We start from the raw sequence: 25,953 nt of genomic DNA on the forward strand, positions 1-25,953 counted from the left end.
CCGGGTCATTCCCGGGAGCGGATGGAGGCGGTGACTTCCGGCACCGGATCCAGTCCGGTGGCGGCAAGACGGGACCGCACCCCGTCCACCACCCAGTGCTGGAGATCCGCGGTGCCGTGCAGCGCGGTAGTGACGTCCAGATGGACCCTTCGACCCGAGGCACTCGCCGAGGCGGAGGACACCCCGTCAATGTGGTTGCAGGTGGACGCGGCCAGCCGCGCCACGGCACGCCGGCTCATCACCACCGTTTCCCCTCCCCGCACCGAAGGCACCCCGCCGGACTCCCCGGCTCCGGACAGGCCCGGCATGTTTACGGGTTTGGCCCGCAGCGGCAGGGCGCCGAATTCGCCGGGGATGATCCCGCACAACAGCAGGACCAGGCCGATGAGGAGCAGGACCACCGCGGCGGTCCAGCCCTGAGGGCTGTCCCAGGAGGTGGAGGACAGCCACACCAGCGGCTCGGCAAAAAAGACCGGCCACATCCCTTCCGCCAGCCGGACCACTGCCGCCCACACCAGTGCCACCCCCAGTGCCAGCAGCAGGAGGGCGGTGACCACGGCAGGGGCGGACCGGCTGGGTCTGCGCCGCATGGAGACCGGCGGGTGAATCCTCCCGCTCATTGCAGCCTCCGGCGTGAGAGCTCCGTCCCGGCGGGCTTCAGCCAGGACACAGTAATGTCCACCTGCCGTACCTCCACACCCGTCAGTTCAGTGACCCGGTCGGTAATCCGGCGGCGCAGCTGTTCCGTAGCCTGCCGCAGGGCAATCGGGTACGGCAGTCCCACGGTGACTTTCAAACTGGCAATATTTCCCGCCAGTTCCACACTGGCATCCGGCCTGGCAGACAGATCGGCCCGGGCACCGATCCCCAGAAAGCCTCCCGAACTGCCGCCTGCAAAGGTTTCATCCCGGGCAACCTGGCTGGCGGTTTTCTCCAGCACCCGCCGGGACAGCACGGTTTCCCCCCGGTCATTGATATCCCGTGCCGGACGCAGCCGTCCCGGCGCCGATGGGATGCTCATCGGCTTGACGCTCTGCCGAGCATCCCCTGAACGTCCACCTTTCCGTCCACCACCAGACCCACGAGGAGTCCGATCAGACCAAAGAGAAGCGTAATGAGGAGCGCCAGCCAACCGCCGAAGGCCAGCACGATTCCCAGTACCAACCCGATTACCAGACACCACCGCGTTGCGGACATGGAGTCCTCCTTCTGCTTGTTGTACTGCCGTTACTGCAGGCTCTTGGGCGGCTTGTTTTCGCTCTCGCCGCTCTCATCCTGTTCATCCGGCAGGTGTACGTCCGTGACATTCACGTTGACTTCGAGCACCTCCAGTCCGGTGGCGTTTTCCACGGACCGGATGACGTTGCGCCGGATGCTCTGGCTGACCTCCACTACGGAGAAGCCGTACTCCACCACGATGCTCACATCCACGGCTGCCTGCCGCTCTCCCTTTTCCACTGTGACGCCGTTGCTGACGTTGGTCTGCGAGCCCGGGATCCGCTCGGTCATGGAACTGAAGGCCCGCCGCGCTGCGTTGCCCATGGCGTAGACACCGGGCACTTCGCGGGTGGCCATACCGGCCAGTTTCTGCACCACGGTTTCTTCAATGGTGGTGTCGCCCCGGGGAGTCTGCAGCGGGCCGGACCGGCGCTGGGCATCCATCCCCGACGACTCGTGATCGTGTCCCTGCGGGTCCGGAGCCGGGGGCCGGGCCTGGGTTCCGGTTCCGGAGGGGTCCGGGACGCTCTGGGCTCCCCGGGGGGTGGTGGTTGCCGGTGTGGGTCCGGCCGGTTTCGATGGATCTGCCATGGGAATCATCTCTCCTGCGATCGTTGCGGCGTCACCGCGCACGCCCCTTACAGGATTAATGACGTGTGCGGACGGGAAACGTCACGGCCGCAGCTGAGATTTGGGTATCTTCCCCTCGGTCCGGCAGCCGCTTATTCCGCCCTGCCCGCACCTCTGGGAAAATAGGAGCAGATCCGGTCACTGCCGGACGGACAAGGGACACCATGGCAGGATCCGAGCTGCCGCAGGCGGCACATGACCGGAGGGGTTCCACCCGCAGCCCGGCGGGGACGGATACCGGCTTCCCGAACGAGGTTTCCCTCGTGGCGATGGCCAGGGGCGGCGATCTGACGGCGTTCGAATACCTTGTGGCACTTTACCGGGAACGGTTGTTCCGGCTGGCCTACCGCATGCTGCGGGACCGCGGCGATGCCGAAGACGTTGTGCAGGACACCCTCACGGCTGGCTGGCGTGTGCTGCCGTCATTGGAACGCGACGATGCGTTCGGCGGATGGGTTTACCGCACAGCCACCAACCGCTGCCTCGACGTCCTGCGCCGCCGCACCTCCCACCCGCAGGACATGCTGGATCCGGATGCTGATGACCCGCACTTCCGTGCCACGTTTCCCGGTACGGACCCGCACCGCACCGCGGAAGTCTCGGCTGAACTCGAGACCCTGCGGCGTGCCCTCTCCCTGCTCCCGACGGACCAGCGGGCATGCTGGCTGCTGCGCGAAGTCCATGACCAGAGCTACGCGGAGATTGGTGCCGCCCTGAGGATCAGCCCCCAGGCGGTCCGCGGGCGGCTGGCACGGGCGCGGGAACACCTGGCAGCGGCTATGACGGAGTGGAAGTAGGCACCGGTAATGCTGGGTCACAGGACACATTTACCCTTGTAATTCCACTCCACAGATAATAATATCCACGATACGGAAGAAAGTGTAGGGTTGGCGGTTCATCACGGACCGCCGCGGCCCCGTTGCTGCACCCGCACCCGCCCCACAGGCATTGTCGACAGGGAGAACCATCATGGCCATTGAAGTAACCGACCCCTCACCCGCAGAGGGAGCGGAGCAGATCCTGACCCCCGAGGCACTGGAATTCATCGAGGAACTCCACCGCCGCTTCCGCAGCACCCGCGACGAGCGCCTCGCTGCCCGCACCGTCCGCCGCCGCGAGGTTGCCGCCTCGGGCAAGCTGGACTTCCTGCCCGAAACCGCCGAGGTTCGCAGCGGAGACTGGAAGGTAGCCGAGGCCCCGGCCGCACTGCAGGACCGGCGCGTGGAAATGACCGGCCCGGCCTCCCCCGCCAAGATGGCCATCAACGCGCTGAACTCCGGCGCGAAGGTGTGGCTTGCCGACCTCGAGGATGCCTGCACCCCCACCTGGCACAACGTGGTGGATTCGCAGGTGAACCTCTACCACGCCGCCCGGGGAGACCTTTCCTTCACGTCCCCCGAGGGCAAGGAATACAAGCTGCGCACGGATGCCCCGCTCGCCGTCGTCGTGATGCGCCCGCGCGGCTGGCACCTGCCGGAGAAGCACGTACTGATCGACGGCGAACCCGCCGTGGGCGCATTGGTGGACTTTGGCCTGCACTTCTTCGCCAATGCCAAGCAGCTGCTCGAAAACGGCCAGGGCCCGTACTACTACCTGCCCAAAATGGAGAGCCACCTCGAAGCCCGGCTCTGGAATGACATCTTTACCTTCGCCGAAGAGTACGTGGGCGTACCCCAGGGATCGGTCCGGGCCACGGTGCTCATCGAGACCATCCCGGCGGCATTCGAGATGGACGAGATCCTCTACGAACTCCGTGACCATGCCTCGGGCCTGAACGCCGGCCGCTGGGATTATCTGTTCAGCATGATCAAGGTCTTCCGTGACGCCGGAAAGTCCTTCCTGCTGCCCGACCGCGCCGACGTCACCATGACGGCACCGTTTATGCGCGCCTACACCGAGCTGCTGGTGAAGACCTGCCACCGCCGCGGCGCCTTCGCGATGGGCGGCATGGCCGCGTTCATCCCGAACCGCCGCGAACCGGAAACCACTGCCGCCGCCCTGGACAAGGTCAAGGCGGACAAGACCCGCGAAGCCGGCGACGGTTTCGACGGCTCCTGGGTGGCACACCCGGACCTGGTTGCCACCTGCAAGGACGTTTTCGACGGCGTGCTGGGCGAGAAGCCCAACCAGGTGGACCGGCAGCGGGACGATGTTTCGGTCAGCGCTGCGGACCTGCTGGATGTCAGCACCGCCGGCGGATCCATCACCGAGGCCGGACTGCGGTCAAACCTCTACGTGGCTGTCAACTACGTGGCCATCTGGCTTTCCGGCAACGGTGCAGTGGCCATCCGCAACCTGATGGAAGACGCTGCGACGGCGGAGATTTCCAGGTCCCAGGTCTGGCAGCAGGTTCGCAACAACGTGGTGCTTGAGGACACCGGCGACACGGTGACGGAGGAACTGGTCAGCCGGATCCTTGCCGAGGAAACCGAACGCCTGCGCGGTGAGGTCTCCGAGGAAATGTTCACGGCGTACTTCGAACCGGCCAGCCGCATGATCGGCGAGATCAGCCTCTCCGAGGACTACCCGGACTTCCTGACCCTGCCTGCATACGAGCTGATCGACTAGCCGGGCACACCGTCACGGTTCACCCCGGCGGTGTGAGCGAGCTTCGGGTCCTGCCGCTTTGCGGCGGGACCCGAAGGTAGCCGCTGCTCCAGCGGGTAATCGCCGCATAGGCCTGCGCCCGCACCGCCGGTGCGGACAGGAACACGTCATGCATGGCGTTGGCAATCCGCACCACGCTCACCGCGGAACCGAGCGACAGTGCCCGGTGGGCCACCACGTTTACATCGAGGGCGACGTCGGCGCGTTCCGCTGCCTCGGACCACCTCGGGTGCAGGTAACTCTTGTCCGAGAGCAGCACCAGCACGGGCACCTCCAGCCGGAGCCCGTCCGCCACGGTTGCCTGGGCTGAAAAGACGGCATCCAAAAACGCCACGGTAACGGGAAACCCGCGGACCGGGCGCCAGTCCGTGTTGTAGTGCCATTCCCCGCCAAACGCTGCGGAGACGGTCCGGGTGTAAATCCCCTGATCCACCGGAGGGAACAGAGTGCGGGGCCGGCGCTGCGCCTGAAGGCTCACCAGCGGAGACATCACGCGGCGGGCCAGTTCGGTGGCCTGGAATTCCAGCCAGGGACTGTTCAGGATCAGGGCAGCCGCCCGTCCCGGATGCCGGTACACCCAGGTGGCCAGCGTCAGCCCGCCGGTGGAGTGCCCAAGCAGGATGAGCGGGGCTGCGTCCGGCCGGTCCTGGCCCATGGCCAGCAGTGCAGCCTCCAGATCCGGGTCATACTCCGCGAGGCTCCGGGTAAAGCCGGGTTCCTGGCCCGGCCGCAGGCTGCGCCCGTAATTGTGCAGGTCCACTGCGAAGAAGCGCGCTCCACGGCCCGCCCAGTAGCGGGCCAGTTCGGTCTGGAAAAAGTAGTCCGACCAGCCGTGTACATACAGCACATCGGCAGGGACGGCGTCCGGGCTCCCGGAATCCGCCGCCGGCGCCGGCCCGCGGGGATGGGGCTCCGGCGGGACGTAACGCACAAGCGTGGCCACCGAACCACCGGGGAGGGGCATGGTCAGCTGCTCGAACCCCTCCCCCAGAATGTCCGGACGCCACTCCTGCGCCGCCGGGATCCCGTCCGCGGACTCATTCATTCTGTGCCGCCACGTTCCCGGCCGGGAGTCCGGTTCCGCTAGTCAAAAAGAATCACCTGGCGGATCGCGTGGCCGTCCGCAAGGGTGTCCATGGCAGCGTTGATGTCCTCCAGGGCGATCGTGGAGGAGACCAGTTCCTCCACCGGAAGTTTTCCCTCCCGCCAGAGCTGTGCATACACCGGAATATCGCGTGCAGGCACGGCAGAACCGAGGTAGCTGCCGATGATGGTCCTGGCCTCGGCCGTCAAGGTGAGCGGAGTGATCTCCGAGGTCTGGTCCGGGCCGGGAAGGCCCACTGTCACGGTGGTGCCGCCGGGCGCAGTGATCCGCACCGCTGTTTCAAAGGCCCGGGGATGCCCGGCTGCCTCGATCACCAGCGCCGGGCGGATGCCGGCCTCAATCGCCTCCTGCGGGGTATACACCGCGTCAGCGCCCAGTTCCTTGGCCCGGATGAGTTTCTCCGGCAGTGCATCAATGCCGATGACCGTGCGGACATCCAGCGACAGCGCCGTCAGGAGGGCTGCCATGCCCACCCCTCCGAGCCCGACTATTGCGACGTCGTCGTCCCGGCCCGGACGCGCGGGGTTCAGCACGGCTCCGCCGCCGGTAAGGACGGCGCAGCCCAGCAGGGCGGCTACCTGAGGCGGAATATCGTCCTCCACCGGCACCACGGACTTCCGGTTGACCACCGCGTGGGTCGCGAAGCCGGAAACGCCCAGATGGTGACGCACTTCCCCGCCGTCGGGGTAACGCAGCCGCATCCCGCCCCCAAGAAGCGTGCCGGCATTATTGGCCGCGCTGCCGGGAATGCAGGGCATTTTGCCGTCCGTCCGGCAGCCCGCGCAGTCGCCGCAGCGCGGCAGGAAGGCCATCACTACCCGCTGCCCCACACTGAGATCCTGAACGCCGTCGCCCAGCTCCTCCACCCTGCCCGCCGCTTCATGCCCGAGCAGCATGGGCAAGGGCCGCACCCGGCTGCCGTTCACCACCGACAGGTCCGAGTGGCACAGGCTGGCCGCCTCGATGCGCACCAGGATCTCCCCCGTCCCCGGCGGATCGAGTTCCAGGTCGCGTACCGTTACGGGCCGGGAACGGGCGTAGGGGCGCTCGGCGCCCATGGTTTCGAGGACCGCTCCCCGGATGGACCTGGTGCCCTCGATACCCATGAACTCTCCTTCGAAGATTCCTGCCGCGTCTGTCCGGTCCGGCGGTTTCCGCACCGACAGCCTTATTCCACCACGTCCGGCACGTTCCAACACGCCCCGGATGGGCACCGGTGCCGGAATCCTTTGGCAAGATGAAGTCATGAGTGAGAGTTCCGCGACCGTACCGGCGCTGCCGGACAAAGACACCCTTGCCTTGAAGCGTGCCCTGGCCGCCGGGGATGTCACCGTCTTTGTGGACGGGACCGCCCTGCGGCTTCCGGACGCAGCCAGGGACGCGGTGCTGGAGCTGCTCTCCCGCCTGGCCCGGGGCGATGCCGTCAAGATCTCCACCCCGGCTCCTGCGGACCCGCCCCTTCCTGCCGGGCCGGTGCCGCTGCTGACCACCTCGCAGGCCGCCGCCGCCGCCGGAATTTCACACACCTACCTGCGGAACCTGACCGACGCCGGCATCATCCCGGTGCAGTACCGCGGTTCGCACCGCCGCATCCGGATGGAAGACATCCAGGCCTGGCTTGAATCCCAAAGTGCCGCCAAAGCCGCGCGCGAAACCGCCGGCCCGGGCGGCACGGACAGCTGAGCCGCCAACCGGCAGCGGACGCATATGCCCGCAACGGTGCCCGGGGATCTATGCTGGGGCTGTGTCGGCGGACACCCCGCCGGCTGACCCTACTGACGGAGCAATACTGTGATCATCGGTATCCCCAAGGAAATCAAGAACAATGAATTCCGCGTAGCAATCACTGCCTCGGGAGTGCACGAGCTCCTTACCCACGGCCATGAGGTGCTGGTACAAAGCGGTGCCGGCACCGGTTCAAACATTTCCGACGCGGAGTATGCCGCGGCCGGAGCGCGGATCCTGGACTCAGCCGACGACGTCTGGTCCCAGGCCGCCATGATCCTCAAGGTGAAGGAACCCATCGCCTCCGAGTACCGCCATTTCCGGCCGGGCCTCATTCTCTTCACCTACCTGCACCTCGCTGCGGAGGCGGAACTGACCTCTGTCCTGCTGGAATCCGGTGTCACCGCCATTGCGTATGAAACCGTGCAGCGCGGCAGGGCCCTGCCCTTGCTGGCCCCCATGTCCGAAGTTGCCGGGCGGCTCTCGGTCCAGGTCGGAGCCCAGTCCCTGATGGCTCCCGCCGGCGGTCCCGGGCTGCTGCTGGGCGGCGTGCCGGGAGTCCGTCCCGCCAAGGTGGTGGTGCTGGGCGCCGGAGTCGCCGGCACCAATGCCGCTGCGGCCGCCGTCGGCGCCCATGCCGACGTCACCGTGCTGGACATCAATATTGACCGGTTGCGCGAACTTGATGCCCAGTACGCCGGGCGGATCAAAACCGTGGCATCCAACGCGTTTGAAATCGAGCGTGCCGTGCTGGACGCGGACCTCGTGATCGGCTCCGTGCTGATCCCCGGTGCCAAGGCCCCCAAGCTGGTCACCAATGCCATGGTGGCACGGATGAAACCCGGCAGTGTCCTGGTGGATATCGCCGTGGACCAGGGCGGCTGCTTCGAGGACAGCCACCCCACCACACACGAGGAACCGACGTTCCGGGTGCACGGATCGCTGTTCTACTGCGTGGCAAATATGCCCGGCGCAGTGCCGAACACGTCCACCTATGCCCTGACCAATGTGACGCTGCCCTACGCAGTGGCCCTGGCTGACCGCGGCGTCACCGGCGCTTTCGAGCGGTATCCCGAGCTGGCCCACGGCCTGAATATCGCCGGCGGACGGGTCACCCACTCCTCCGTGTCCGCGGCACATGGCCTTGACCTGGCTTCGGACTGGCCTGAACTGGTCAACTCCTAGGCTCCGCCGCACGGTTCTGCTTCCGTCCCGGAAACAGAACCGTGCGGCGCCTTCGCGTGCGGCCTTAGTGGACCGGGATGTCCGCCTTGGCGGCGGGTCCGCGCAGCACCGGCTTGCCCAGCAGCGAGATGACGACGGCGCCCAGCGCCATGGGAATCACGAACAGGAAGTACAGGTCGCCGGGGGTCCAGCCGCCGTCGATCAGGGCACCGGCCAGGATCGGGGACACGATGGCACCCACCCGGCCCATACCAATCACCAGTCCCAGCGCAGTGCCGCGCACGTCGCTGGTGTAGTAGGTGGGGCTGATGGCCAGCATTCCGGCGATGGGCGCATTGGACCCGAAGCCCACCAGCGCCGCGGCAAACAGTGCCCAGCCGAGTGAACCGGTAGTGGAATTGGCGAACACCACAAACGTTGCCGCACCGATCACGAAGAAGACGGCCAGCACCTTCCGCATGGGGAAGCGGGCCCCAAACAGGCCCAGCATGACCGCGCCCACGATGGCGCCCACGCTGAAGAGAATGCCGGCATTGATCCCGTCCTGGGCCGAGAAGCCGCTGGCGGTGATCAGTTTAGGCGTCCACGAGTTCGCGAAGTAGAAGCTGGCCATCAGGATGAAGTAGGCCAGCGCCAGCAGGATGGTGCGCCGGGCGTTGTAACCGGTGAGGATGTCCGCAAAGCGGGACTTGTGATGCTGCTGGTGCACCCGTTCGGGCAGCACGTCCACGGCGGGCTGGCCAATGGCACGCAGGCTCCGGTTGACCCGTTCCAAGGCGCCGGCCGGGCGCCGTACCAGCAGATAGTCCACGGATTCCGGGAAGACCTTCATCACCAGCGGAATCATCAGGAAGGTCACGACGGCGCCGAACATAAACGCTGACCGCCAGCCGTACTGGCTGATCAGCACCCCGGTGACTATGCCACCAAGAACACCGCCGATCGGCTGACCGATACTGACAATGGCCAGCGCCGTGGAGCGGCGCTTGGCGTTGGAGAACTCGGAAGCAAAAACATTGATGGTTGCCTGCAGGGTTCCAATGGCTATGCCGGTCACAAAACGCAGGGCCACCAGCACGGCATAGCTGGGGGCAAAGAAGGAGGCCAGCATGCCGAGGGCAACGATGCAGACGCCGATCAGCAGGGTCTTCTGCCTGCCGATAATGTCGGCCACGGTCGAGACGAAGATCGACCCGACGGCCATTCCCACCAGCGCGGCGCTCAGCAGGTAGCCCAGCTGCGCGCCGTTCAGCCCCCACTCCGCCTCCACGTGGCTGGCAGTGAATGCCATGACCAGAACGTCAAATCCGTCGATCATGTACAGCATGGTGCAGATGGCAATGATGGCCACCTGCCGGGGACTCATCCGGGCTTCTTCGATCCGGTCCTTGATGTGCATCAGATAACGCTAACTGAGAGAAGGGCCACATACAGATTCGATGTCAATCTGTGTCAGTTTCCGCCGCTGCGGCCCGGATGGAGCGATTGGCGGGGAGAGCGGTTTCGCTCTACTATTTCCCTTGGTCAAGACGTGGCCGAAGGTCTTTGCCTCTCCCGTACCCTGCCTTCACGAGGAATCCGTGCCGTACTCCCACGTCTGCCCTGCTGACGCACCCCGAAGGTTTCTTCCCGGTGCATTTCCCGCCCCGGCCTGCCCCGCCGGCCACCGCACCCGGTTACGGGCACTGTGAACAACGAACCGGACACCGCGTCGGGCACCGCTCCGGACAACGAGCCGCAGATGCCGGACACTGATGGTCCCGCGCAGGACCCCGCACCCGCTCCCGGATACTTTCCTCGCCTACTGTCGGCAGCTGCCCACGTGACCCATCTGGCCTCCGACAGTGTGCTGGAACGGTTTGACCTCACCCGCGACCGGTATTCCCTGCTCAACCGCCTCGCCCTGTCCACAGCCGATGACACCGCCCTTGCCGCCACCACCGGGCAGCCGGCTTCCCTGGACAGTGACCTGGCGTCCCTGCATTCCTCGGGGTACGCCTCGCGTAACGGGCAGGGCCTGTGGTGCATCACTGACGCAGGCCGTCAGGTCATTGAGTGCGCAAAGCTGGCGGAGGCCGAAATAACACTCGACGCCGAGGACAGCCAGGAGCTGCGCAAGGCGCTTCGCTCCCTGATTTCCTCCCTGCGGCTCGACCGGCCGGACGGGACCGGGAACCGCCGGCCCTAGCCCGGCGTCCCACCCGGTCGGGACTTCCCGTCACCCTTCGTGCGGTAAATGCAAGCCCTTTCGGGAATAAATTTCCGTGCTGGCCCGTTTAGGGGGTTGAAACGTTATTCGTGTCCGCGCCCCAGTCAGAGTGCGCGGCCAGACAGGAGTTCCAACCTTGAGCACCACAATCTTGACCCTCGTCGGCAGCCTGCGCGCCGGTTCCGTTAACCGCCAGCTCGCCGAAACTGCCGCAGCGGGCGCCCCGGAAGGCGTCGAGGTTCAGATCTTTGACCGGCTTGGCGAGATCCCCTTCTACAACGAAGACATTGACGCCGAGGGAACTATTCCCGAGACGGCACAGGCCCTTCGCAACGCTGCCGCCGCCTCCGACGGCCTGCTGCTGATCAGCCCCGAGTACAACGGGACCATGCCGGCCGTCCTCAAGAACGCCATCGACTGGCTGTCCCGTCCGTTTGGCGCCAGCCCCATCTCCGGAATGCCCACCGCGGTTATCGGCGCTGCCTTCGGCCAGTACGGCGGCGTTTGGGCCCAGGATGATGCCCGCAAGTCGGTGGGAATCGCCGGCGCCCGCGTGGTCGAGGAAGTACGCCTGGCCATCGGCAGCTCGGTAACCCGTTACGCCGAACTGCACCCGAAGGACGATGCAGAGACCGTGGCCCAGCTGGACGAAGCCCTCCGCGTGCTGGCCGACGCCTCTGTTTCCGCCGTCTAGTTTCCGCCGTCTAGTTCCCGCCGTCCAGGAGAATCCCGGCGGAGAGCAGTCAGCACCCGCACAACAGGGAAGGGACGGACCGGTACCGGTCCGTCCCTTCCCTGTTCTACGTTCTACCTTCTACGCGTTGCCCCGCCTAGTACCAGGCCCTTAGTACCAGACCTGGTCGGCCCAGGCTGCGTCGCGCAGGTACTCCCGCGCCGGGCCGACATTCCATGCCTCCCCAAAGGGTTCAAGGACGCCGCTGTCCCTCATATCGGCAAGTACATCTTCGGAACAGCCCAGCACTGAGCCCAGCTCATGGGCCTGCGCAACAACTACCTCTTCTTGATCGGCCACGGTACGGGCCCCCTTCCCTTGATGCGCCGGATCAGCGCTTGTCGAGCAGAACCGATTCGCGTTCAGGGCTCCATGTGCGTGCGTACAGTCCCATGGCAGCTTCCTCGCGCAGGCTCAGACCGAGCCGGTTCAGGAGCATGTGTGCCTGATAGACAGTCAGGTGCTGTGCGCTTCGGCTAAGCCGGGCCTTGTCCGCCCGGTACAGGTAGGTATCGATTCCCCGGAACCAGCGGCGCCGCCAGTTTTCGACGGCCGATTCCGCCGCCGTCGCCGCCATCAGCCGGTGGGTCGGCATCACCTTGGCGCCCACCTGCACCGACATTGCCTGGCGCACACCCGCTGCGCGCGGGCCGAATCCGGCGGTGCAGCTACGCAGGTGGCTGTCCCAGTAGTAGTCCCAGGAGAGCCTCCGGCGGTCCGGCCAGGCCGATGCCCGCGGGCCCTTCATCATGCTCCGCGCTGCATCGAAAAGCAGCAGTGACCCGAGGGCCCAGCGGTTCTGGACCTTGGGAAAGCGTGCCGTTGCCCAGCTGGCCAGATCCGAGGAAAGCTCAAAAACCTCTTCGGCGAGGGACAGGCCCTCCACGCCGCCGTACTTGGCCAGGTCCGCCTCCACGCGGGGGTCCTGCGGTTCACCGCCGCCGGGGCTCAACCGGTCCGTAGCGGGTTCGGTGATCTGGTGGCTGGTTTCCAGATGGCCCAGAACACCGCTGGACTGGTCCTGCAGCGCCGCCAACAGCGACTGCAGCCGGTCCAGGGTGTCCATGCCGGCCAACACTTTCAGCTTTACGTGAGCGTGGGCCGGGTCGGCACATCGGGTGTAATACCAGCGCTGCGCGCCCAGGATCTGGGCCTGAGCCGCCAGCGGGGTAACCAGCTCTCCAATGATGCCGTCCGCTACATCGAAGCCCCCGGTGTGGATGGAGAGAGACCACCAATGAGTGCCGGTTTGCGTCCGTGAGGCTGGTCGAACTGCAGCTAGCTGACTCATAAGCGTCTTTCCCCTCGGGGTATTGGTTACCGCCGCTGGAGCGGCCTTGCATTGTTGTTATCTGTGGTCAGCCCAATTGGGGCCGACGGTTAGAACCAATCCCAGCTCTTCATCATGATGGCTATCCCCCTTGTGTCTCTTCTGGCTGAAGCTCAGCCGGCGCCTTGATTGACTCCGAAAGCTTCCCCCGCGGTCACGCGGACTGTAAATACCCTCCGGTGCCCGGTTCCGGACATGTCCGCTTCCGGCACACGGGTCAGCCGTTTTTTCTCCGATTTCTGTGGCAGTGCGGCGTATTAGCGGCCCTCCTGCGGATGGACGAGCCGGGTGCGTATGGTGGCATTAACCGGCCATGTCCAACATTTCCTAGTGTGTTGTAGACACAAAACACTTTCGTCACGAGCGGCCCACACTTGCCGCCCGCTGGGTAGGGTGTGCATGGGGGAGGTCAGCTTGCTGCATTGAAAGGATCCGCCGTGCTGTCTCATGCTTCTCTGGATGTTTACCGATTTGCCGTCAGCCGTCCGGGGTGGACGGCTGAAGAGGCATCGGAAGCCCTGGGGTATACGAGCCGGGTCATCGATGCCGCAATAGCGGAGCTCACCTCGCGCTGCCTGCTGCTCAAGCAGGCTGCGGACTGCCCCAGCTACACGGCCGTTTCCCCGGAGGTGGCCCTTGCTGAACTGGTGGATCCGGACGAGCGGGCGCTGTTGGAACTACGCGGAAGAATCAATGCCCGACGCCGGGAAATGGCCGCACTGACGCCGGCCTACGCCGAGGCCCGCAAGCGTCTTGCCGCGGATTCCTCGGTGGAAGTGGTGGAGGACCAGGAGAAGGTCCAGCGTGTGCTCATCGAATACGGTCGCAGTGCCACGGACCGCGTCCTGATTGCGCGCCCGGGGCAGGGCGCCAATGCCGACATTCACGAGGACAGTGTGCAAAAGGACCTGGATCTGCTGCGCAGCGGCGTCCGGCGCCAGACGCTTTACCATTCCAGCACCCGGGACCACGTTCCCACCCGCAAGGCCGTGGAAACCATCACCGAAGCGGGCGGACAATTCCGCACGCTGCCCTATATGCCCCAGCGCACCCTGATCTTCGATGAAAAAGTGGCAGTGGTGGCCCGGCAGCTCCATCCCGGCGACATGGCAGGGCTGGTAGTACGGGATCCCAACCTGATCCGCATTTTCAGCCTGCTCTTTGAGTTCGCCTGGGGGTTGGCGGAGCCCTTCCTCACCGAAAGCCCGGGCCGGGAGGAACTCACCAGCACGCAGCGCTCGGTTCTCACCGCCCTGGCCGCGGGGCATTCGGACGAGGCCATTGCGCGCCGGGTCGGCATCAGCGTCCGGACCTGCCGCCGGCACATCGCCTGGATGCTGGAGGAACTGGGCGCCGAAAGCCGGTTCCAGGCCGGGATCAAGGCACACAAAGCGGGCTGGATTTAGTCGGTCCTGCCGGAGGTGGCACCTTTTATGGGCCGGTCCGACACCCCTGCTCGATTAGGCAACAGCTGTTGCCTAACAGTTAACCCGCAGGGTTAGCATTGAGGGCATGACCCGCGAGGAATTCTCCAATGCAGTAGAACTACCCGTTGACACCATGGCCGCACTGGAGCGTGCCGCCGAATCCCACCGGCACGAAATGCTCTTTTCAAACCGCGCCTTCCACATCAAGCAGTCGGCGGTGCGGGATGTCTTCGACATCTCCATCCAACCCGGCCTGATTTCCCTGGCCGGCGGCAGCCCGTACCTGAAGTCGCTGCCGCTGGAGGACCTGGGCAGGACGGCCCAGCGGATCATCAGCGACCACGGCCTGGAGGCGCTGCAGTACGGCGGCGGCCAGGGCATGGAGGAACTGCGCCGGCAGGCCTGCGAGGTCATGGCCGCAGAAGGGATTACCGACGCCGATCCGGCGGACATTGTCATCACCACAGGCTCCCAGTCAGCGCAGGACGTCGCAGCCAAGGTGTTCTGCGATCCCGGGGACGTCATTCTCTGCGAAGATCCCACATACGTCGGCGCCCTCAACGCCTTTGAAGCCTACGAAGTGGACGTCCGCACCGTCCCGATGGACGCCGACGGCCTGGTTCCGGAGGCCCTGGAGCAACAGATCCGCGCGCTGCAGGCGGAGGGCAAGACCATCAAGCTGCTGTACACCATCCCCAGCTTCAACAACCCCAGCGGGGTAACCCTCACCGAGGCCCGGCGCCAGGCCGTGGTGGATATCTGCAGCCGCAACAACATCCTCATCCTCGAAGACAATCCGTACGGGCTGCTCCGCTTTGACGGCCGGCCACTGCGGCCCATGCGCGCATCAAACCCACAGGACGTGCTGTACCTTGGGTCCTTCTCCAAGATCTTTGCGCCCGGAGTCCGGCTGGGCTGGGCACTGGTGCCGCGGCACCTGTACCGGCGCTTCTACCTGGCCTGCGAGGCGGTGGTCCTGTGCCCCTCCCCGCTGACCCAGATGCTGGTATCCGCATACCTGCGCGAGTATGACTGGATGGGCCATATCCGGGACTCCCGGGAGCTCTATGCCGAACGCTGCTCCACGATGCTCGCCGCACTGGAGGAACATCTGCCCGGGGACGTTTCCTGGACCCGCCCCGAGGGCGGCTTCTTCATCTGGGTGACCCTGCCGGACGGGGTGGACACCTATCCCCTGCTCTACGAGGCGATCGACGCCGGCACCGTCTTTATCCCCGGCGCGGCCTTCACACCCGGTGAAGGGCCCTCAAACAAGCTGCGGCTGGCCTTCAGCGCCGTGTCGCCGGAGGACATCCGGGAGGGTGTCCGCAGGCTGGCACCGATACTGAGGGCCGCCGTCGACAAGGCCAAGGTGCGCCGCGCCGGTTAAGGACGCGGGCCCGGCTAATCCAGGAGCAGGGCCGGTTCCTCGAGAATTGCCGCCACGTCGGCCATGAACCGTGCGGAGAGATCGCCGTCGACCACGCGGTGGTCAAAGGAGCCGCCGAGTGTGGTGATCCAGCGCGGAACCACTTCCCCGTCCACCACCCACGGTTTCTGCTTGATGGTGCCAAAGGCGACAATCGCCACTTCGCCGGGATTGATGATGGGGGTGCCGGTATCAATGCCCAGCGAACCGATGTTCGTGATGGTCAGGGTTCCACCCTGCATGTCCGCCGGCGGCGTCCTGCCTTCCCGCGCGGTGGAGGCCAGGGAGTTCAGGGCAACCGCGAGTTCCTTCAGTGAGAGATCCTGCGCGTCCTTGATGTTGGGCACCATCAGGCCGCGGGGCGTTGCCGCGGCGATGCCGAGGTTCATAAAGTGCTTGATCAGGATTTCGTCGCCCGCCCAGGACGCGTTGACGGAGGGGTTGCGGGCTGCGGCCCAGATGACCGCCCGGGCCAGGATCAGCAGCGGGGAGACCCTGATGCCCTCAAAATCCTTGGATGTCTTCAGCCGCTTGACGAACTCCATGGTGCGGGAGGCATCCACGTCCACAAAGATGCTCACGTGCGGTGCACTGAAGGCGCTGGACACCATGGCCTTGGCCGTAGCCCGGCGGACCCCCTTCACGGGAATCCGCTCAATCCGGGACTCCTTTGCTCCCGCTCCGGGAGTCCAGAACTGTGGCGCTGATTCCCGCTCCGCCTCCCGCTGGGCCTGATAGCTGATGAGGTCCTGCTTGGTCACCTCACCGCCGGCCCCGGTCGCGGGGACGTCCGCCAGGTTGATGCCCAGGTCCTTGGCGGCCTTCCGCACCGGCGGCTTGGCCAGTACCCGCTGGATCAGCCGGTTCACCCGGTCCTGGACAGCAGCCGCTGCTGCGGCTGCCGGGGTTGGTTCCGGGCCGGCCTGCGGTGTCCGGGACGGCTGCGTCCGCTCCGGGGACGCTGCTCCCGGGGTCTGAGTCCGGGGTGCAGCCGGGGCGTCGGCGGCGGGTGTAGACGGTGCTGCATCCGCCGGCACGGTGGAACGACGCCGCGGGCGGCGTTTGACGGCGTCCGGCTTGGGTCCGGTGCCGGTCAGGGACGCGGACGGCGCTTCGGGCGAGGAGTCCGCGGGAGTCTGTTCCGGTGTCCGTGCCGCGGGAAGCGCATCATCAGTGCCATCGCGGTCAGCGCCGGCCGCCCCGCCGTCGACCGCCACGCTGATGATGGGCGTGCCGACGTCGACGGTTTCGCCCTCGCGGACCAGGAGTGATGCCACCGTACCGGCGTAGGGAGAGGGCAGCTCAACCAGGGACTTTGCGGTTTCAATTTCGACGATGACGTCATTGACGGCAACTGTGTCGCCCGCCTTGACCTTCCACTCGACGATGTCGGCTTCGGTCAGGCCTTCGCCCACGTCCGGCAGGTTGAATGTCTTTTCAGTCATGGCTTCTCGATCTTCAGGGCTCTGGATGGGGACGGTGGGCAAACGGCGGGGCCGCGCTCAGGCGAAGGACGCTCAGTAGGCGAAGGAACGGTCCAGCGCCTCGAGCAGCCGGTCAATGTCCGGCAGGTAGTGTTCTTCGACCTTGGCCACCGGATAGGGCATATGGAAGCCGCCGACACGCAGCACCGGCGCTTCCAGCGACAGGAACGCCCGCTCGGCCACTCGGGCGGCAATCTCGCCGCCAATGCCGCCGAACGTCGGTGCCTCATGCGTCACGATCAACCGGCCCGTTTTCTTCACCGAGTCCGTGATGGTGTCGAAGTCGATGGGCGATATGGACCGCAGGTCCACTACCTCCACGGACCGGCCGTCCTCCTCCGCGGCAGCTGCTGCGGCCAGGGCCACGGGCACCAGGGGCCCGTAGGTCACGATGGTGGCATCGGTGCCTTCGCGGACAATCTGCGCGGAGAACGGATCCGAGGTGGGTGCCGAGGTGTCGACGTCGCCCTTGAGCCAGTACCGGCGCTTGGGTTCAAAAACGATCACCGGGTCCTTGCAGGCCACGGCCTGCTGGATCATCCAGTAGGCGTCCTGCGGGTTCGACGGCGTGATGATGCGCAGTCCGGCCGTGTGGGCAAAGAGCGCCTCGGGCGATTCGGAATGGTGTTCGATGGAACCGATGCCGCCGCCGTAGGGAATCCTGATGACCACCGGGGCACTGAGGTTGCCCTCGCTGCGCGAGTGCATCTTGGCCAGCTGCGTGGTGATCTGGTTGAACCCCGGGAAGACAAAGCCGTCGAACTGGATTTCACACACCGGCAGGTAGCCGCGCAGGGCCAGTCCGATGGCAGTTCCGATGATGCCGGATTCGGCCAGCGGGGTGTCCATCACGCGGTCGGCGCCAAAATCTGCCTTCAGCCCTTCGGTGACCCGGTAAACGCCGCCGAGGGAACCGATGTCCTCGCCCATCAGCAGCGAGTTCGGATGGGATTCCAACGCTGCGCGCAGGCCGGCGTTGATGGCCTTGGCCATGGTCATGGTGGTGCTCATGCAGTGTGCTCCCGGGAAGCGGCGGTGGGATCGGCGTCGGAATCGGCAAACCCGGCCTCGTACGCGCGGTGGGCGTTCAGCTCCTCGCGGACCAGCGGGTGGGCTTCGGCGTAGACATCCGTGAAGGCGTCCTCAAACCCGGGCGCTTCCATGGCCTGGACGTTCTCGCGCAGCCGGACCGCCATGTTGCGGCCTTCCTCGCGAAGATCCTCAAAGAACGCATCGTCCACCAGATCCCGGCTCCGCAGGTGTTTTTCCAGCCGGAGCAGCGGATCCCGGTCCAGCCAGGCTTCCTCGTCGGCACTGAGACGGTACTTGGTGGGGTCATCCGCGGTGGTGTGCGCGCTCATCCGGTAGGTAAACGCCTCGATGAGTACCGGGCCGCCGCCGGAGCGGGCGTGTTCGAGCGCCCACCGGGTCACGGCATGCACTGCCAGCACGTCATTGCCGTCCACCCGGATTCCGGGGAATCCGTAGCCCCGGGCGCGGTTGGCCAGCGGAACCCTCGACTGGACCTCGGTGGGAACGGAGATGGCCCAGTGATTGTTCTGGCAGAAGAAGACCACCGGCGCGTTGTAGGAGGCGGCGAAGACCATGCCTTCGTGTACGTCGCCTTCGGAGCTGGCACCGTCACCGAAGTAGGCCACCGTGGCGGCTTCCGGAAGCTTCGGGTTCACCAGCCGGTCCCGGGCCATTCCCATCGCGTAGCCGACGGCGTGCGGAACCTGGGCGGCAAGGACCAGGGTGTAGAGGTGGAAATTCGCTTCCCTGGGATCCCAGCCACCGTGGGAGATACCGCGGAAACGCCGCAGCAGATGCGAGAGCTCGAGTCCGCGGGTGTAGGCCACGCCGTGTTCACGGTAGGTGGGGAAAACGTAGTCCTGCGGCATAAGTGCCCGGCCCGAGGCAATCTGGGCGCCCTCCTGGCCGGTCATCGGCACCCACATCACCAGCTCGCCCTGCCGTTGCAGCGCCGTCGCTTCCTCATCGAACCGGCGGACCAGGAACATGTCCCGGTAGAACCCGCGCAGCTCATCTGCCGTCAGGTCCGCGACGTAGCTGCTGTAGGTCGGGTCATGACGGACTTCCCCGTCGATGGTGAGCAGCTGGACCATGTCGGGGACAGGGTTCTCCTCGGGAGACCCCATCAGGGTCTGCTCGAATCCGGCCGAGTCGAATTCACTGGCCGGCAGGTGTCCTACGTCCATGCCTACTCCTCGCCCGGGCGGCCAAAGGCCACTCCGGCGCTAGAAATATGCCTTGCGGGGAATACATTCCCCGTTCCGCATATATGTGGAAGTTACTTTCCACAGCCTAACGACGGCGCGGCCTTCGGCCCTACCTAGGACACGCTAGGAAACCCGCGGGCCTTTTGTATAAGTCGCACATATTGACAGGAAACGGGTGTTCGCTTCCTCCTCACCAATGGTGACTCTCACACCTTCGGTGCCGAAGGCCCTCACAGCCAGGGCCTTCTGCTCCGCCAGCGCCGCAAACTCGGGGGTGTTCTCCCCCAGAGCCAGCCAGACGAAGTTCCCCTGCGCGTCCGGAACGAACCAGCCCAGTGCCTCCAGTCCCTCCACCACGCGGGTCCGTTCGGTCACCAGTGCTTGTATTCTCTCCACAAGTTCGTCGTGATGGCGCAGGGATGCCACCGCCGCCTGTTCGGCGATGGTGGATACGGCGAACGGCACAGCTGCCACCCGCAGGTACTGGGTGATCGGCGGATGCGACACCGAATAGCCGACCCGGAGACCGGCGAGGCCGGCACCCTTGGAGAAGGTACGCAGGACAACCACGTTGGGGTGCTTCCGGTACATCTCGATGCCGTTGACCGCGTCCGGATCGCGGACGAAGTCCTCATACGCCTCGTCGATCACCACGATGACGCGGGAGGGGACCTTGGCCAGGAAGTCTTCCACCTGAGCGGTGGTCAGCGCCGGGCCGGTGGGGTTGTTCGGAGTGCAGAGCAGGATGACCTTGGTCCGCCCCGTGACCGCAGCGGCCATGGCGTCCAGATCATGGGTGCCGTCAGCCCGGAGCGGGACCTTGACGCTTTCCGCCCCGGCGAGGCCAACGCTGATGGGGTAAGCCTCGAAGGACCGCCAGGGGTAAATGACCTCATCCGCGGTTCCGTCCGCATTCCGGCCGGCATAGGTGGCCAGCAGCTGGTTCAGCGCGCCCAGGCTTCCCCCGCCAGTCACGATGTCTTCGGCGGGCACGTCCAGGAAAGCGGAGAGCTCAGTGCGCAGCGCGGTGGAAAGCGGGTCCGGATACCGGTTGACGGTCGCGTGGTCCGCGATAGCCTTCACTACCGAAGGGAGCGGCGGATAGGGGTTCTCGTTGGAGGACAGTTTGTAGCTTTGCAGGCCGTCGATAACCACCGGAGGCTTGCCCGCCCTGTAGCGGGGCATTTCATCCAGAGCGGGTCTGGAGGAAATGCCGGGAGCGGGAACTTCAGCTGCGTTGGTGTCATTCACGGGTATGGTCATGGCGTTAACACTAAACGCCGCGTTTCTGCCAGCATGGGAGCATGCTCTCATTTGTCCTGCGGATTGCCGTCAACGCGATTGCCCTGTGGGTAGCCGGCTGGCTTCTGCCAGGGCTCACACTGACCAGCTCCACCGGGTCCATGACCGGCAACCCGACACTGGATACCGTCCTTGCGTATCTGTTTATCGGGTTGATTTTCGGTATTGTCAACGCCCTTGTCCGGCCCATCGCCCAAGGCCTGACGCTGCCTTTGGCCATTCTCACGCTGGGGCTATTCCGGATCATTATCAATGCGGCCATGCTGGAGCTCACTGCCTGGCTCAGCAGCTACACACCTATTCAGTTCGAGGTTGAGTCCTTCTTCTGGACAGCCATTCTGGGTGCGGTAATTATCAGCCTTGTGTCCATGGTTCTGGACGGTGTCACCGGCAGCCGCAGGCGAAGCCGGCAATAAACGGACCCCACGCCGCAGGACCTCCGGGACCTCCTCCCCCGGCACGCTATGGCAGGGGCAGCCCGCTGTTTACGAGGCACTCCTCTGTCAGCGGTCCGGGCCTGCCGTCAGCGGGGCAGCGGGTCGGTGCAAACGGCCCGGCGGGCGCTGGGTTCCACGTCCGGAACCACCGGAGCCCCTGCTCCGGCCACCGGACGGAATCCGGGAGCCACGGGCAGCGAGGGCCCCGCTTTAGCTACAGGCATTGACGGCCCGGCGTGGCGCAACGGCACCTGCGTCAGCGGTTCCCGGCTGAACCGGTACAGGTGCCGGGTGGCCACCGTTGCCGTACCAATGGCCGCGCCGAGGGAACCCAGTACCGTCCGCAGGGAGGCATCGTCACTGGCATCGGCCATCGCCGCAGCCTGCTGGTAGTGGTCCAGCCGGTGCCCCGGGCCGAGGCCCACATCCTCTCCGGCGGGCGTGGTCACCGGGTCAAGCCGGGTCAGGGTCACCCGGTCCGCAGTGTCCGGATTCGCGATGCTGTCTATACCCGGCACCCAATCCTGAACATGCTCCAGATGCAGTGCCGGCAGGCCGGGAGGCAGGTCGGTTGCACCCGTGGGGCTGCCGGCGGTCAGCAGGAAATCCACGTCGTATTCACTGTCCCTGCCCAGTTCCGCCGCAACGTTGGCGGCATGGTCACCGCCCTGACTGTAACCGGACAAGATGACGGAGTCCCCGGCCTCCGCTTCCGCCTGGCGCAGCGCCTCCGCCACCCCTGCGGCGACGTAGCGGCTTTCCTCCAGCCGCGATTCTCCGTTTCCGGTGAATCCGAAGGGGTTGGATCCGTTTGCGCCGTCCTGGGTGCCGGGGATAGTGACCACAAAAATGCTCTTCCCTGCCTCGTCTATGCGCAGGATCTCCACCACCCCCTCACGGTTCTCACGTTTCAGCACCTCGGAACGGGACAGGATGGAGCGTGCCGTTCCCTCCACCTGCACCAGCTCGGGTTTGCCCGGCAGGGCCGTGACCGTCACCGGGCGCGGTTTCCCGAACCCCATTTTCCGAACCACCCACATGGCCGCTGCCATGGCCCGCTCATCCGCCGGAGAGGCCAAAGCGGACTCGGTCTGCGGCAGGGTGGGAAACCCGCCGGCCCTGGGCCCGGGAATGATCCAGGGGGCCAGCGGAAGGGGGCCGAGGGAGGGCAGCATCAACTGGATCCGACCTTCGGTTGCAGCGTACTGCCGCGCGCTTTCCCGAACACCGTCTACCAGCCGGTCCAGCGCGGCGGCACAGAGCGCGAGATTGCCAACCGCACCGGCCAGGTGCACCCTGATCCGGTCCGCCGGGAGGTTGGTTCCGACGCCGGGCTCCTGCCAAAGCTCCGCGGCCTGTTCCCGCAGGCTGTGGAGGCGCTCCGCAGCCAGCTCCATCCGGCCGGCAATCCGGACAAGGTCCTCGTACTGCACCAGGAGACCCGCGGCCCCGCCGGCCACAATGTAGACGGGCTTGTCCCCTGCCGTGTCGGCCGCACCCAAGGCTCCCACGATGTCAGCTTCCTGCAGCACAAATAAGCGGAATCGCCCGCAATTCCCCTACCGCGGCATGCAGGTGGCGGACGGCAGGCGGGAGGTCCGCTATCGCTGCGATAAGACCGTGCCGGAAGGCATCGGCGGCCGGAGACTCCCACTGGACATTTGCCGCACTGGCGACCTCCGCCTCGATTTCGTCAATTTCCGCGGCCAACGCAAGAAGCGAGCGTTCCATCTGCTCAGCGCGCGCAGCGGTCAGCAATTGATCCACGGATTCCTCCCTAGGAATGTCGTTTGTCCAAATCTACGCAGGTGAGGCCGTAAGGCCAGATCTCCGTTCCAGCCGGCCGTCAACCGCGGCTCTCTGTCCCTGTCAACGTAGTTCAGGGCGGGCCGGGCACGGTCAGCGCGTTAAAGCTTGGTGGACGGATAGTTCCGCCCGCTGTGGGGAACCGCACTGTGGAGGGGCAGTGACCCAGCAGGAAAGTCACACACGCGGCGGCAGGCGGCGGCATGAAAGAATTGCCGCATGGCCGAATCCGCATCTGCTCCCCGTGTCTCCCTCGCCTCCGTGACCCCCGCCATCGCGCTGGGCCCCCTGGACGGCCGCTACCGCAGCGCCACCGCCCCGCTGGTGGATTACCTCTCCGAAGCCGCCCTGAACCGGGACCGGACCCACGTGGAGGTGGAGTGGCTGATCCACCTGACCTCCAACTCGGTCCTGCCCGGCACCAAGCCCCTGAGTGAACAGCAGCAGCACCAGCTCCGGGAGATCGTCAGCAGCTTTGACGGAAACTCCGTTGCTGAACTCGGCGAGATTGAAAAGCGCACGGTGCATGACGTGAAGGCCGTGGAGTACTACATCGCCGACCGGCTGGCCGCCATCGGGATCGAGGACCTGAAGGCCCTGGTCCACTTCGGCTGCACCTCGGAAGACGTTAACAACCTCTCCTACGCGCTGGGCATCAAGGGTGCCGTGGAGAACGTGTGGCTCCCGGCAGCACAGGACCTCGTGAACCGGATCGCTGCCATGGCGGAGGAAACCCGCCACGTTCCCATGCTCTCCCGCACCCACGGCCAGCCTGCCACGCCCACCACGCTGGGCAAGGAACTGGCGGTCACCGTTCACCGCCTCTCCCGCCAGCTGCGCCACATCCGCAACACCGAATTCCTGGGCAAGATCAACGGGGCCACCGGCACCTATGCAGCACACTACGCGGCTGTGCCGCAGGCGGACTGGCAGCAGGTGGCCCGCAGTTTCGTCGAGGGACTGGGCCTGACCTGGAACCCGCTCACTACGCAGATTGAATCCCACGACTGGCAGGCGGAGCTTTACGCCGATATGGCCCGCTTCAACCGGATTCTGCACAACTTCTGCACCGATGTGTGGAGTTACATCTCCATTGGCTACTTCGCGCAGGTTCCCGTCGAAGGTGCCACCGGCTCCTCCACCATGCCGCACAAGGTCAATCCGATCCGGTTCGAGAACGCCGAAGCAAACCTGGAGATTTCCAACGGCCTGCTGGACACGCTCGCCTCCACCCTGGTGACCTCCCGGTGGCAGCGGGACCTCACCGACTCCTCCTCCCAGCGCAACATCGGCGTTGCCGTCGGCCATTCACTGCTCGCCATCTCCAACGTGGCCAAGGGCCTTGAACGCCTGGATGTGGCCGAGTCCGTGCTGGCCGCGGATCTGGACACCAACTGGGAGGTTCTTGGCGAAGCCATCCAGATGGTGATGCGCGCCGAGGCCGTCGCCGGCACCCCCGGCATGGAAAACCCCTACGAGCGGCTCAAGGACCTCACCCGCGGCCACCGCGTAGACGCCGCACGGATGCAGGAGTTCATCGCCGGGCTCGGCCTGCCGGCCGAAGCGGAAGCACGCCTCCAGGCGCTCACGCCCGGCAGGTACACGGGCATCGCGGACGAACTGGTGGACCACCTGAAGTAGCCGCAGCATCCCTGCCGGTGAGTCGGCGGTGCCGGGAGCAGTCCTCCCGGCACCCCCGGCTGCCGGCACCGGACCGGCACCCATAAACGACGACGGCGGGAGGCGGGCACACAGCCCGGCCTCCCGCCGTCGTCGTTTGTGGTGGGAAAACTAGTCGGCGGCGGCCAGCTGGCCGCAGGCACCGTCAATTTCCTTGCCGCGGGTGTCACGGACCGTAGTGGGCACACCGGCGTCGATCAGGTGGTTGATGAACTCCTGGATGACCTCCGGTTCCGGGGAGGTCCAGATGGAACCGGGCGTGGGGTTCAGCGGGATCGGGTTGACGTGCACCCATCCGCGGCCGCGGGAGTTCAGCTTCTTGGCCAGCAGATCCGCACGCCAGGCGTGGTCATTCATGTCCTTGATCAGGGCATATTCGATGGACACACGCCGTCCGGTGACCCGGTAGTAGTTGTACGCAGCGTCCAGCGCCTCGTCCACCTTCCAGCGGCTGTTGACCGGAATCAGCTCGTCGCGCAGCTCGTCATCCGGGGCGTGCAGGCTCAGGGCGAAGGTCACCGGGATGTTTTCCTCGGCCAGCTTCTTGATGGCCGGCACCAGTCCCACCGTGGAAACGGTGATGTTGCGGGCACTCATGCCGAGGCCTTCGGGGACGTCGGCGGCCATCCGGTGCACGGCATTCATCACCCGCTTGTAGTTGGCCAGCGGCTCACCCATGCCCATAAACACGATGTTGGTGACGCGCTCGGCGTCGTGGCCGCCGTCGCGCCGCTTGCCGCCGAGGCCGCCTTCCTTGATGACGCGGTTGGCCTGGACAATCTGGTCCAGGATTTCCGCGGCGGACATGTTCCGGGTCAGGCCGGCCTGGCCGGTGGCACAGAACGGGCAGTTCATGCCGCAGCCGCACTGACTGGAGACGCACAGCGTGATCCGGCCGGGGTAGCGCATCAGCACGGACTCCACCAGGGAGCCGTCAAAGAGGCGCCAGAGGAACTTGATGGTGTCGCCGTTATCCGTGGTCAGGCGTTTGACCTCGGTGAGCAGTGTGGGGAACATCTCGGCGGCAAGCTCGGCACGGCGTTCCTTGGGCAGGTCGCTCATGGCCTCGGGGTCCGTGGTGTAGTGCTGGAAATAATGCACGGAGAGCTGCTTGGCGCGGAAGGCGGGCAGGCCCAGGGACTTCACCTTCTCCTGGCGTTCGGCCAGCGTCATATCGGCCAGGTGGACCGGCGGCTGGGATACGCGCGGAGACTTGAACTGCAGCAGCGGGCGGCCGTCCGGCTCCTTGGCCTGCTCCCACCCCTCCGTGGCAGGGCGGACCTGCGGTGCGGTGGCAGACGGAAGCGTGCGGGCGGTACGCGGCTTTTTGGCGGGGGGAGTATCGAGGGTTGACATCGCCACCATTCTCGCACGGTTCGCACGTCCGGAACATTCCTTTTGCGCCG

25 protein-coding genes are annotated in these 25,953 nt (G+C 65.8%); 10 read left to right on the forward strand and 15 right to left on the reverse strand.

What is annotated here, in order from left to right; genetic code table 11:
- Positions 1-5 precede the first annotated feature (5 nt).
- The 3 genes from AC5RVB_RS01525 to AC5RVB_RS01535 form a co-directional block, all read right to left on the reverse strand.
- Positions 6-620, reverse strand: a complete 615-nt coding sequence (locus AC5RVB_RS01525; protein WP_494141781.1) for a DUF6286 domain-containing protein — start codon at positions 618-620, stop codon at positions 6-8.
- Positions 617-1,021, reverse strand: coding sequence for an alkaline shock response membrane anchor protein AmaP (locus AC5RVB_RS01530; protein ID WP_227902975.1), 405 nt, complete (start codon positions 1,019-1,021; stop codon positions 617-619). Before AC5RVB_RS01530 ends, AC5RVB_RS01525 begins: the two co-directional genes overlap by 4 nt.
- 206 nt (positions 1,022-1,227) lie before the next feature.
- Positions 1,228-1,662, reverse strand: a complete 435-nt coding sequence (locus AC5RVB_RS01535) for an Asp23/Gls24 family envelope stress response protein (protein WP_227903056.1) — start codon at positions 1,660-1,662, stop codon at positions 1,228-1,230.
- Between the two features lie 350 nt (positions 1,663-2,012).
- Between AC5RVB_RS01535 and AC5RVB_RS01540 the strand changes: the two genes are divergently transcribed.
- Positions 2,013-2,645: an RNA polymerase sigma factor gene (locus AC5RVB_RS01540; RefSeq protein ID WP_227902976.1), complete on the forward strand. Its 633-nt coding sequence runs from the start codon at positions 2,013-2,015 to the stop codon at positions 2,643-2,645.
- A gap of 172 nt (positions 2,646-2,817) precedes the next feature.
- On the forward strand, positions 2,818-4,416 hold the full coding sequence (gene aceB / locus AC5RVB_RS01545; protein WP_227902977.1) for a malate synthase A: 1,599 nt from the start codon (positions 2,818-2,820) through the stop codon (positions 4,414-4,416).
- Positions 4,417-4,435: 19 nt separating this feature from the next.
- Here the strand turns inward: aceB and AC5RVB_RS01550 are convergent, their stop codons facing one another.
- Together AC5RVB_RS01550 and AC5RVB_RS01555 are read right to left on the reverse strand one after the other, a co-directional pair.
- Complete coding sequence (locus AC5RVB_RS01550; protein WP_227928254.1) at positions 4,436-5,500, reverse strand: alpha/beta hydrolase; 1,065 nt, start codon at positions 5,498-5,500, stop codon at positions 4,436-4,438.
- Positions 5,501-5,538: 38 nt separating this feature from the next.
- Positions 5,539-6,666: an alcohol dehydrogenase catalytic domain-containing protein gene (locus tag AC5RVB_RS01555; protein ID WP_494141782.1), complete on the reverse strand. Its 1,128-nt coding sequence runs from the start codon at positions 6,664-6,666 to the stop codon at positions 5,539-5,541.
- A 139-nt stretch (positions 6,667-6,805) separates the two neighbouring features.
- On the opposite strand from AC5RVB_RS01555, the gene AC5RVB_RS01560 reads away from it, so the two are divergent.
- A complete protein-coding gene (locus tag AC5RVB_RS01560; protein WP_227902980.1) occupies positions 6,806-7,243 on the forward strand; it encodes a helix-turn-helix domain-containing protein in 438 nt (145 codons plus the stop codon).
- A gap of 108 nt (positions 7,244-7,351) precedes the next feature.
- Positions 7,352-8,470: an alanine dehydrogenase gene (ald, locus tag AC5RVB_RS01565; protein ID WP_494141783.1), complete on the forward strand. Its 1,119-nt coding sequence runs from the start codon at positions 7,352-7,354 to the stop codon at positions 8,468-8,470.
- A gap of 64 nt (positions 8,471-8,534) precedes the next feature.
- On the opposite strand, the gene AC5RVB_RS01570 is transcribed toward ald, so the two are convergent.
- Positions 8,535-9,869, reverse strand: coding sequence for an MFS transporter (locus AC5RVB_RS01570; protein WP_227902982.1), 1,335 nt, complete (start codon positions 9,867-9,869; stop codon positions 8,535-8,537).
- A 288-nt stretch (positions 9,870-10,157) separates the two neighbouring features.
- Between AC5RVB_RS01570 and AC5RVB_RS01575 the strand changes: the two genes are divergently transcribed.
- Positions 10,158-10,658, forward strand: a complete 501-nt coding sequence (locus tag AC5RVB_RS01575; RefSeq protein WP_494141784.1) for a hypothetical protein — start codon at positions 10,158-10,160, stop codon at positions 10,656-10,658.
- A 157-nt stretch (positions 10,659-10,815) separates the two neighbouring features.
- Entirely contained in the window at positions 10,816-11,373 is a 558-nt protein-coding gene (locus AC5RVB_RS01580) for an NADPH-dependent FMN reductase (protein WP_227902984.1), read from the forward strand.
- 150 nt (positions 11,374-11,523) lie between these two features.
- Here the strand turns inward: AC5RVB_RS01580 and AC5RVB_RS01585 are convergent, their stop codons facing one another.
- A complete protein-coding gene (locus AC5RVB_RS01585; protein ID WP_227902985.1) occupies positions 11,524-11,712 on the reverse strand; it encodes a hypothetical protein in 189 nt (62 codons plus the stop codon).
- A gap of 31 nt (positions 11,713-11,743) precedes the next feature.
- Complete coding sequence (locus AC5RVB_RS01590) at positions 11,744-12,703, reverse strand: lantibiotic dehydratase C-terminal domain-containing protein (protein ID WP_227902986.1); 960 nt, start codon at positions 12,701-12,703, stop codon at positions 11,744-11,746.
- Positions 12,704-13,179: 476 nt separating this feature from the next.
- On the opposite strand from AC5RVB_RS01590, the gene AC5RVB_RS01595 reads away from it, so the two are divergent.
- A complete protein-coding gene (locus tag AC5RVB_RS01595) occupies positions 13,180-14,148 on the forward strand; it encodes a helix-turn-helix transcriptional regulator (RefSeq protein ID WP_494141785.1) in 969 nt (322 codons plus the stop codon).
- Between the two features lie 106 nt (positions 14,149-14,254).
- On the forward strand, positions 14,255-15,559 hold the full coding sequence (locus AC5RVB_RS01600; protein WP_227902988.1) for an aminotransferase-like domain-containing protein: 1,305 nt from the start codon (positions 14,255-14,257) through the stop codon (positions 15,557-15,559).
- 14 nt (positions 15,560-15,573) lie between these two features.
- Here AC5RVB_RS01600 and AC5RVB_RS01605 read toward each other — a convergent pair whose 3' ends face one another.
- The 4 genes from AC5RVB_RS01605 to AC5RVB_RS01620 all read right to left on the reverse strand — a co-directional run bounded on the left by AC5RVB_RS01605 (position 15,574) and on the right by AC5RVB_RS01620 (position 20,585).
- Positions 15,574-17,043, reverse strand: a complete 1,470-nt coding sequence (locus AC5RVB_RS01605) for a dihydrolipoamide acetyltransferase family protein (RefSeq protein WP_227928253.1) — start codon at positions 17,041-17,043, stop codon at positions 15,574-15,576.
- A 72-nt stretch (positions 17,044-17,115) separates the two neighbouring features.
- Entirely contained in the window at positions 17,116-18,093 is a 978-nt protein-coding gene (locus AC5RVB_RS01610; RefSeq protein ID WP_227928251.1) for an alpha-ketoacid dehydrogenase subunit beta, read from the reverse strand.
- On the reverse strand, positions 18,090-19,301 hold the full coding sequence (pdhA, locus tag AC5RVB_RS01615; protein ID WP_227928249.1) for a pyruvate dehydrogenase (acetyl-transferring) E1 component subunit alpha: 1,212 nt from the start codon (positions 19,299-19,301) through the stop codon (positions 18,090-18,092). The genes AC5RVB_RS01610 and pdhA overlap by 4 nt, the downstream gene beginning before the upstream one ends.
- 144 nt (positions 19,302-19,445) lie before the next feature.
- Positions 19,446-20,585 (reverse strand): histidinol-phosphate transaminase, encoded by a 1,140-nt coding sequence (locus tag AC5RVB_RS01620; protein WP_227928248.1) that lies wholly within the window; start codon positions 20,583-20,585, stop codon positions 19,446-19,448.
- A 41-nt stretch (positions 20,586-20,626) separates the two neighbouring features.
- Here AC5RVB_RS01620 and AC5RVB_RS01625 point away from each other — a divergent pair, with 41 nt between their 5' ends.
- Entirely contained in the window at positions 20,627-21,040 is a 414-nt protein-coding gene (locus tag AC5RVB_RS01625) for a phage holin family protein (RefSeq protein WP_227902993.1), read from the forward strand.
- 107 nt (positions 21,041-21,147) lie between these two features.
- Here AC5RVB_RS01625 and AC5RVB_RS01630 read toward each other — a convergent pair whose 3' ends face one another.
- Together AC5RVB_RS01630 and AC5RVB_RS01635 are read right to left on the reverse strand one after the other, a co-directional pair.
- Positions 21,148-22,572 carry a hypothetical protein gene (locus AC5RVB_RS01630; RefSeq protein WP_494141786.1) on the reverse strand — a complete coding sequence of 475 codons (1,425 nt, stop codon included), beginning with the start codon at positions 22,570-22,572 and terminating at the stop codon, positions 21,148-21,150.
- A 4-nt stretch (positions 22,573-22,576) separates the two neighbouring features.
- Positions 22,577-22,828: a hypothetical protein gene (locus AC5RVB_RS01635; RefSeq protein ID WP_290243601.1), complete on the reverse strand. Its 252-nt coding sequence runs from the start codon at positions 22,826-22,828 to the stop codon at positions 22,577-22,579.
- A 258-nt stretch (positions 22,829-23,086) separates the two neighbouring features.
- On the opposite strand from AC5RVB_RS01635, the gene purB reads away from it, so the two are divergent.
- Entirely contained in the window at positions 23,087-24,508 is a 1,422-nt protein-coding gene (purB, locus tag AC5RVB_RS01640; RefSeq protein ID WP_227902996.1) for an adenylosuccinate lyase, read from the forward strand.
- Positions 24,509-24,658: 150 nt separating this feature from the next.
- Here purB and rlmN read toward each other — a convergent pair whose 3' ends face one another.
- The gene (gene rlmN, locus AC5RVB_RS01645; RefSeq protein ID WP_227902997.1) at positions 24,659-25,903 is read right to left on the reverse strand and encodes a dual-specificity RNA methyltransferase RlmN; all 1,245 of its coding nucleotides are present in this window, start codon (positions 25,901-25,903) and stop codon (positions 24,659-24,661) included.
- Positions 25,904-25,953: the final 50 nt, after the last annotated feature.

The organism is Arthrobacter sp. Y3225209 (genome assembly GCF_059090685.1).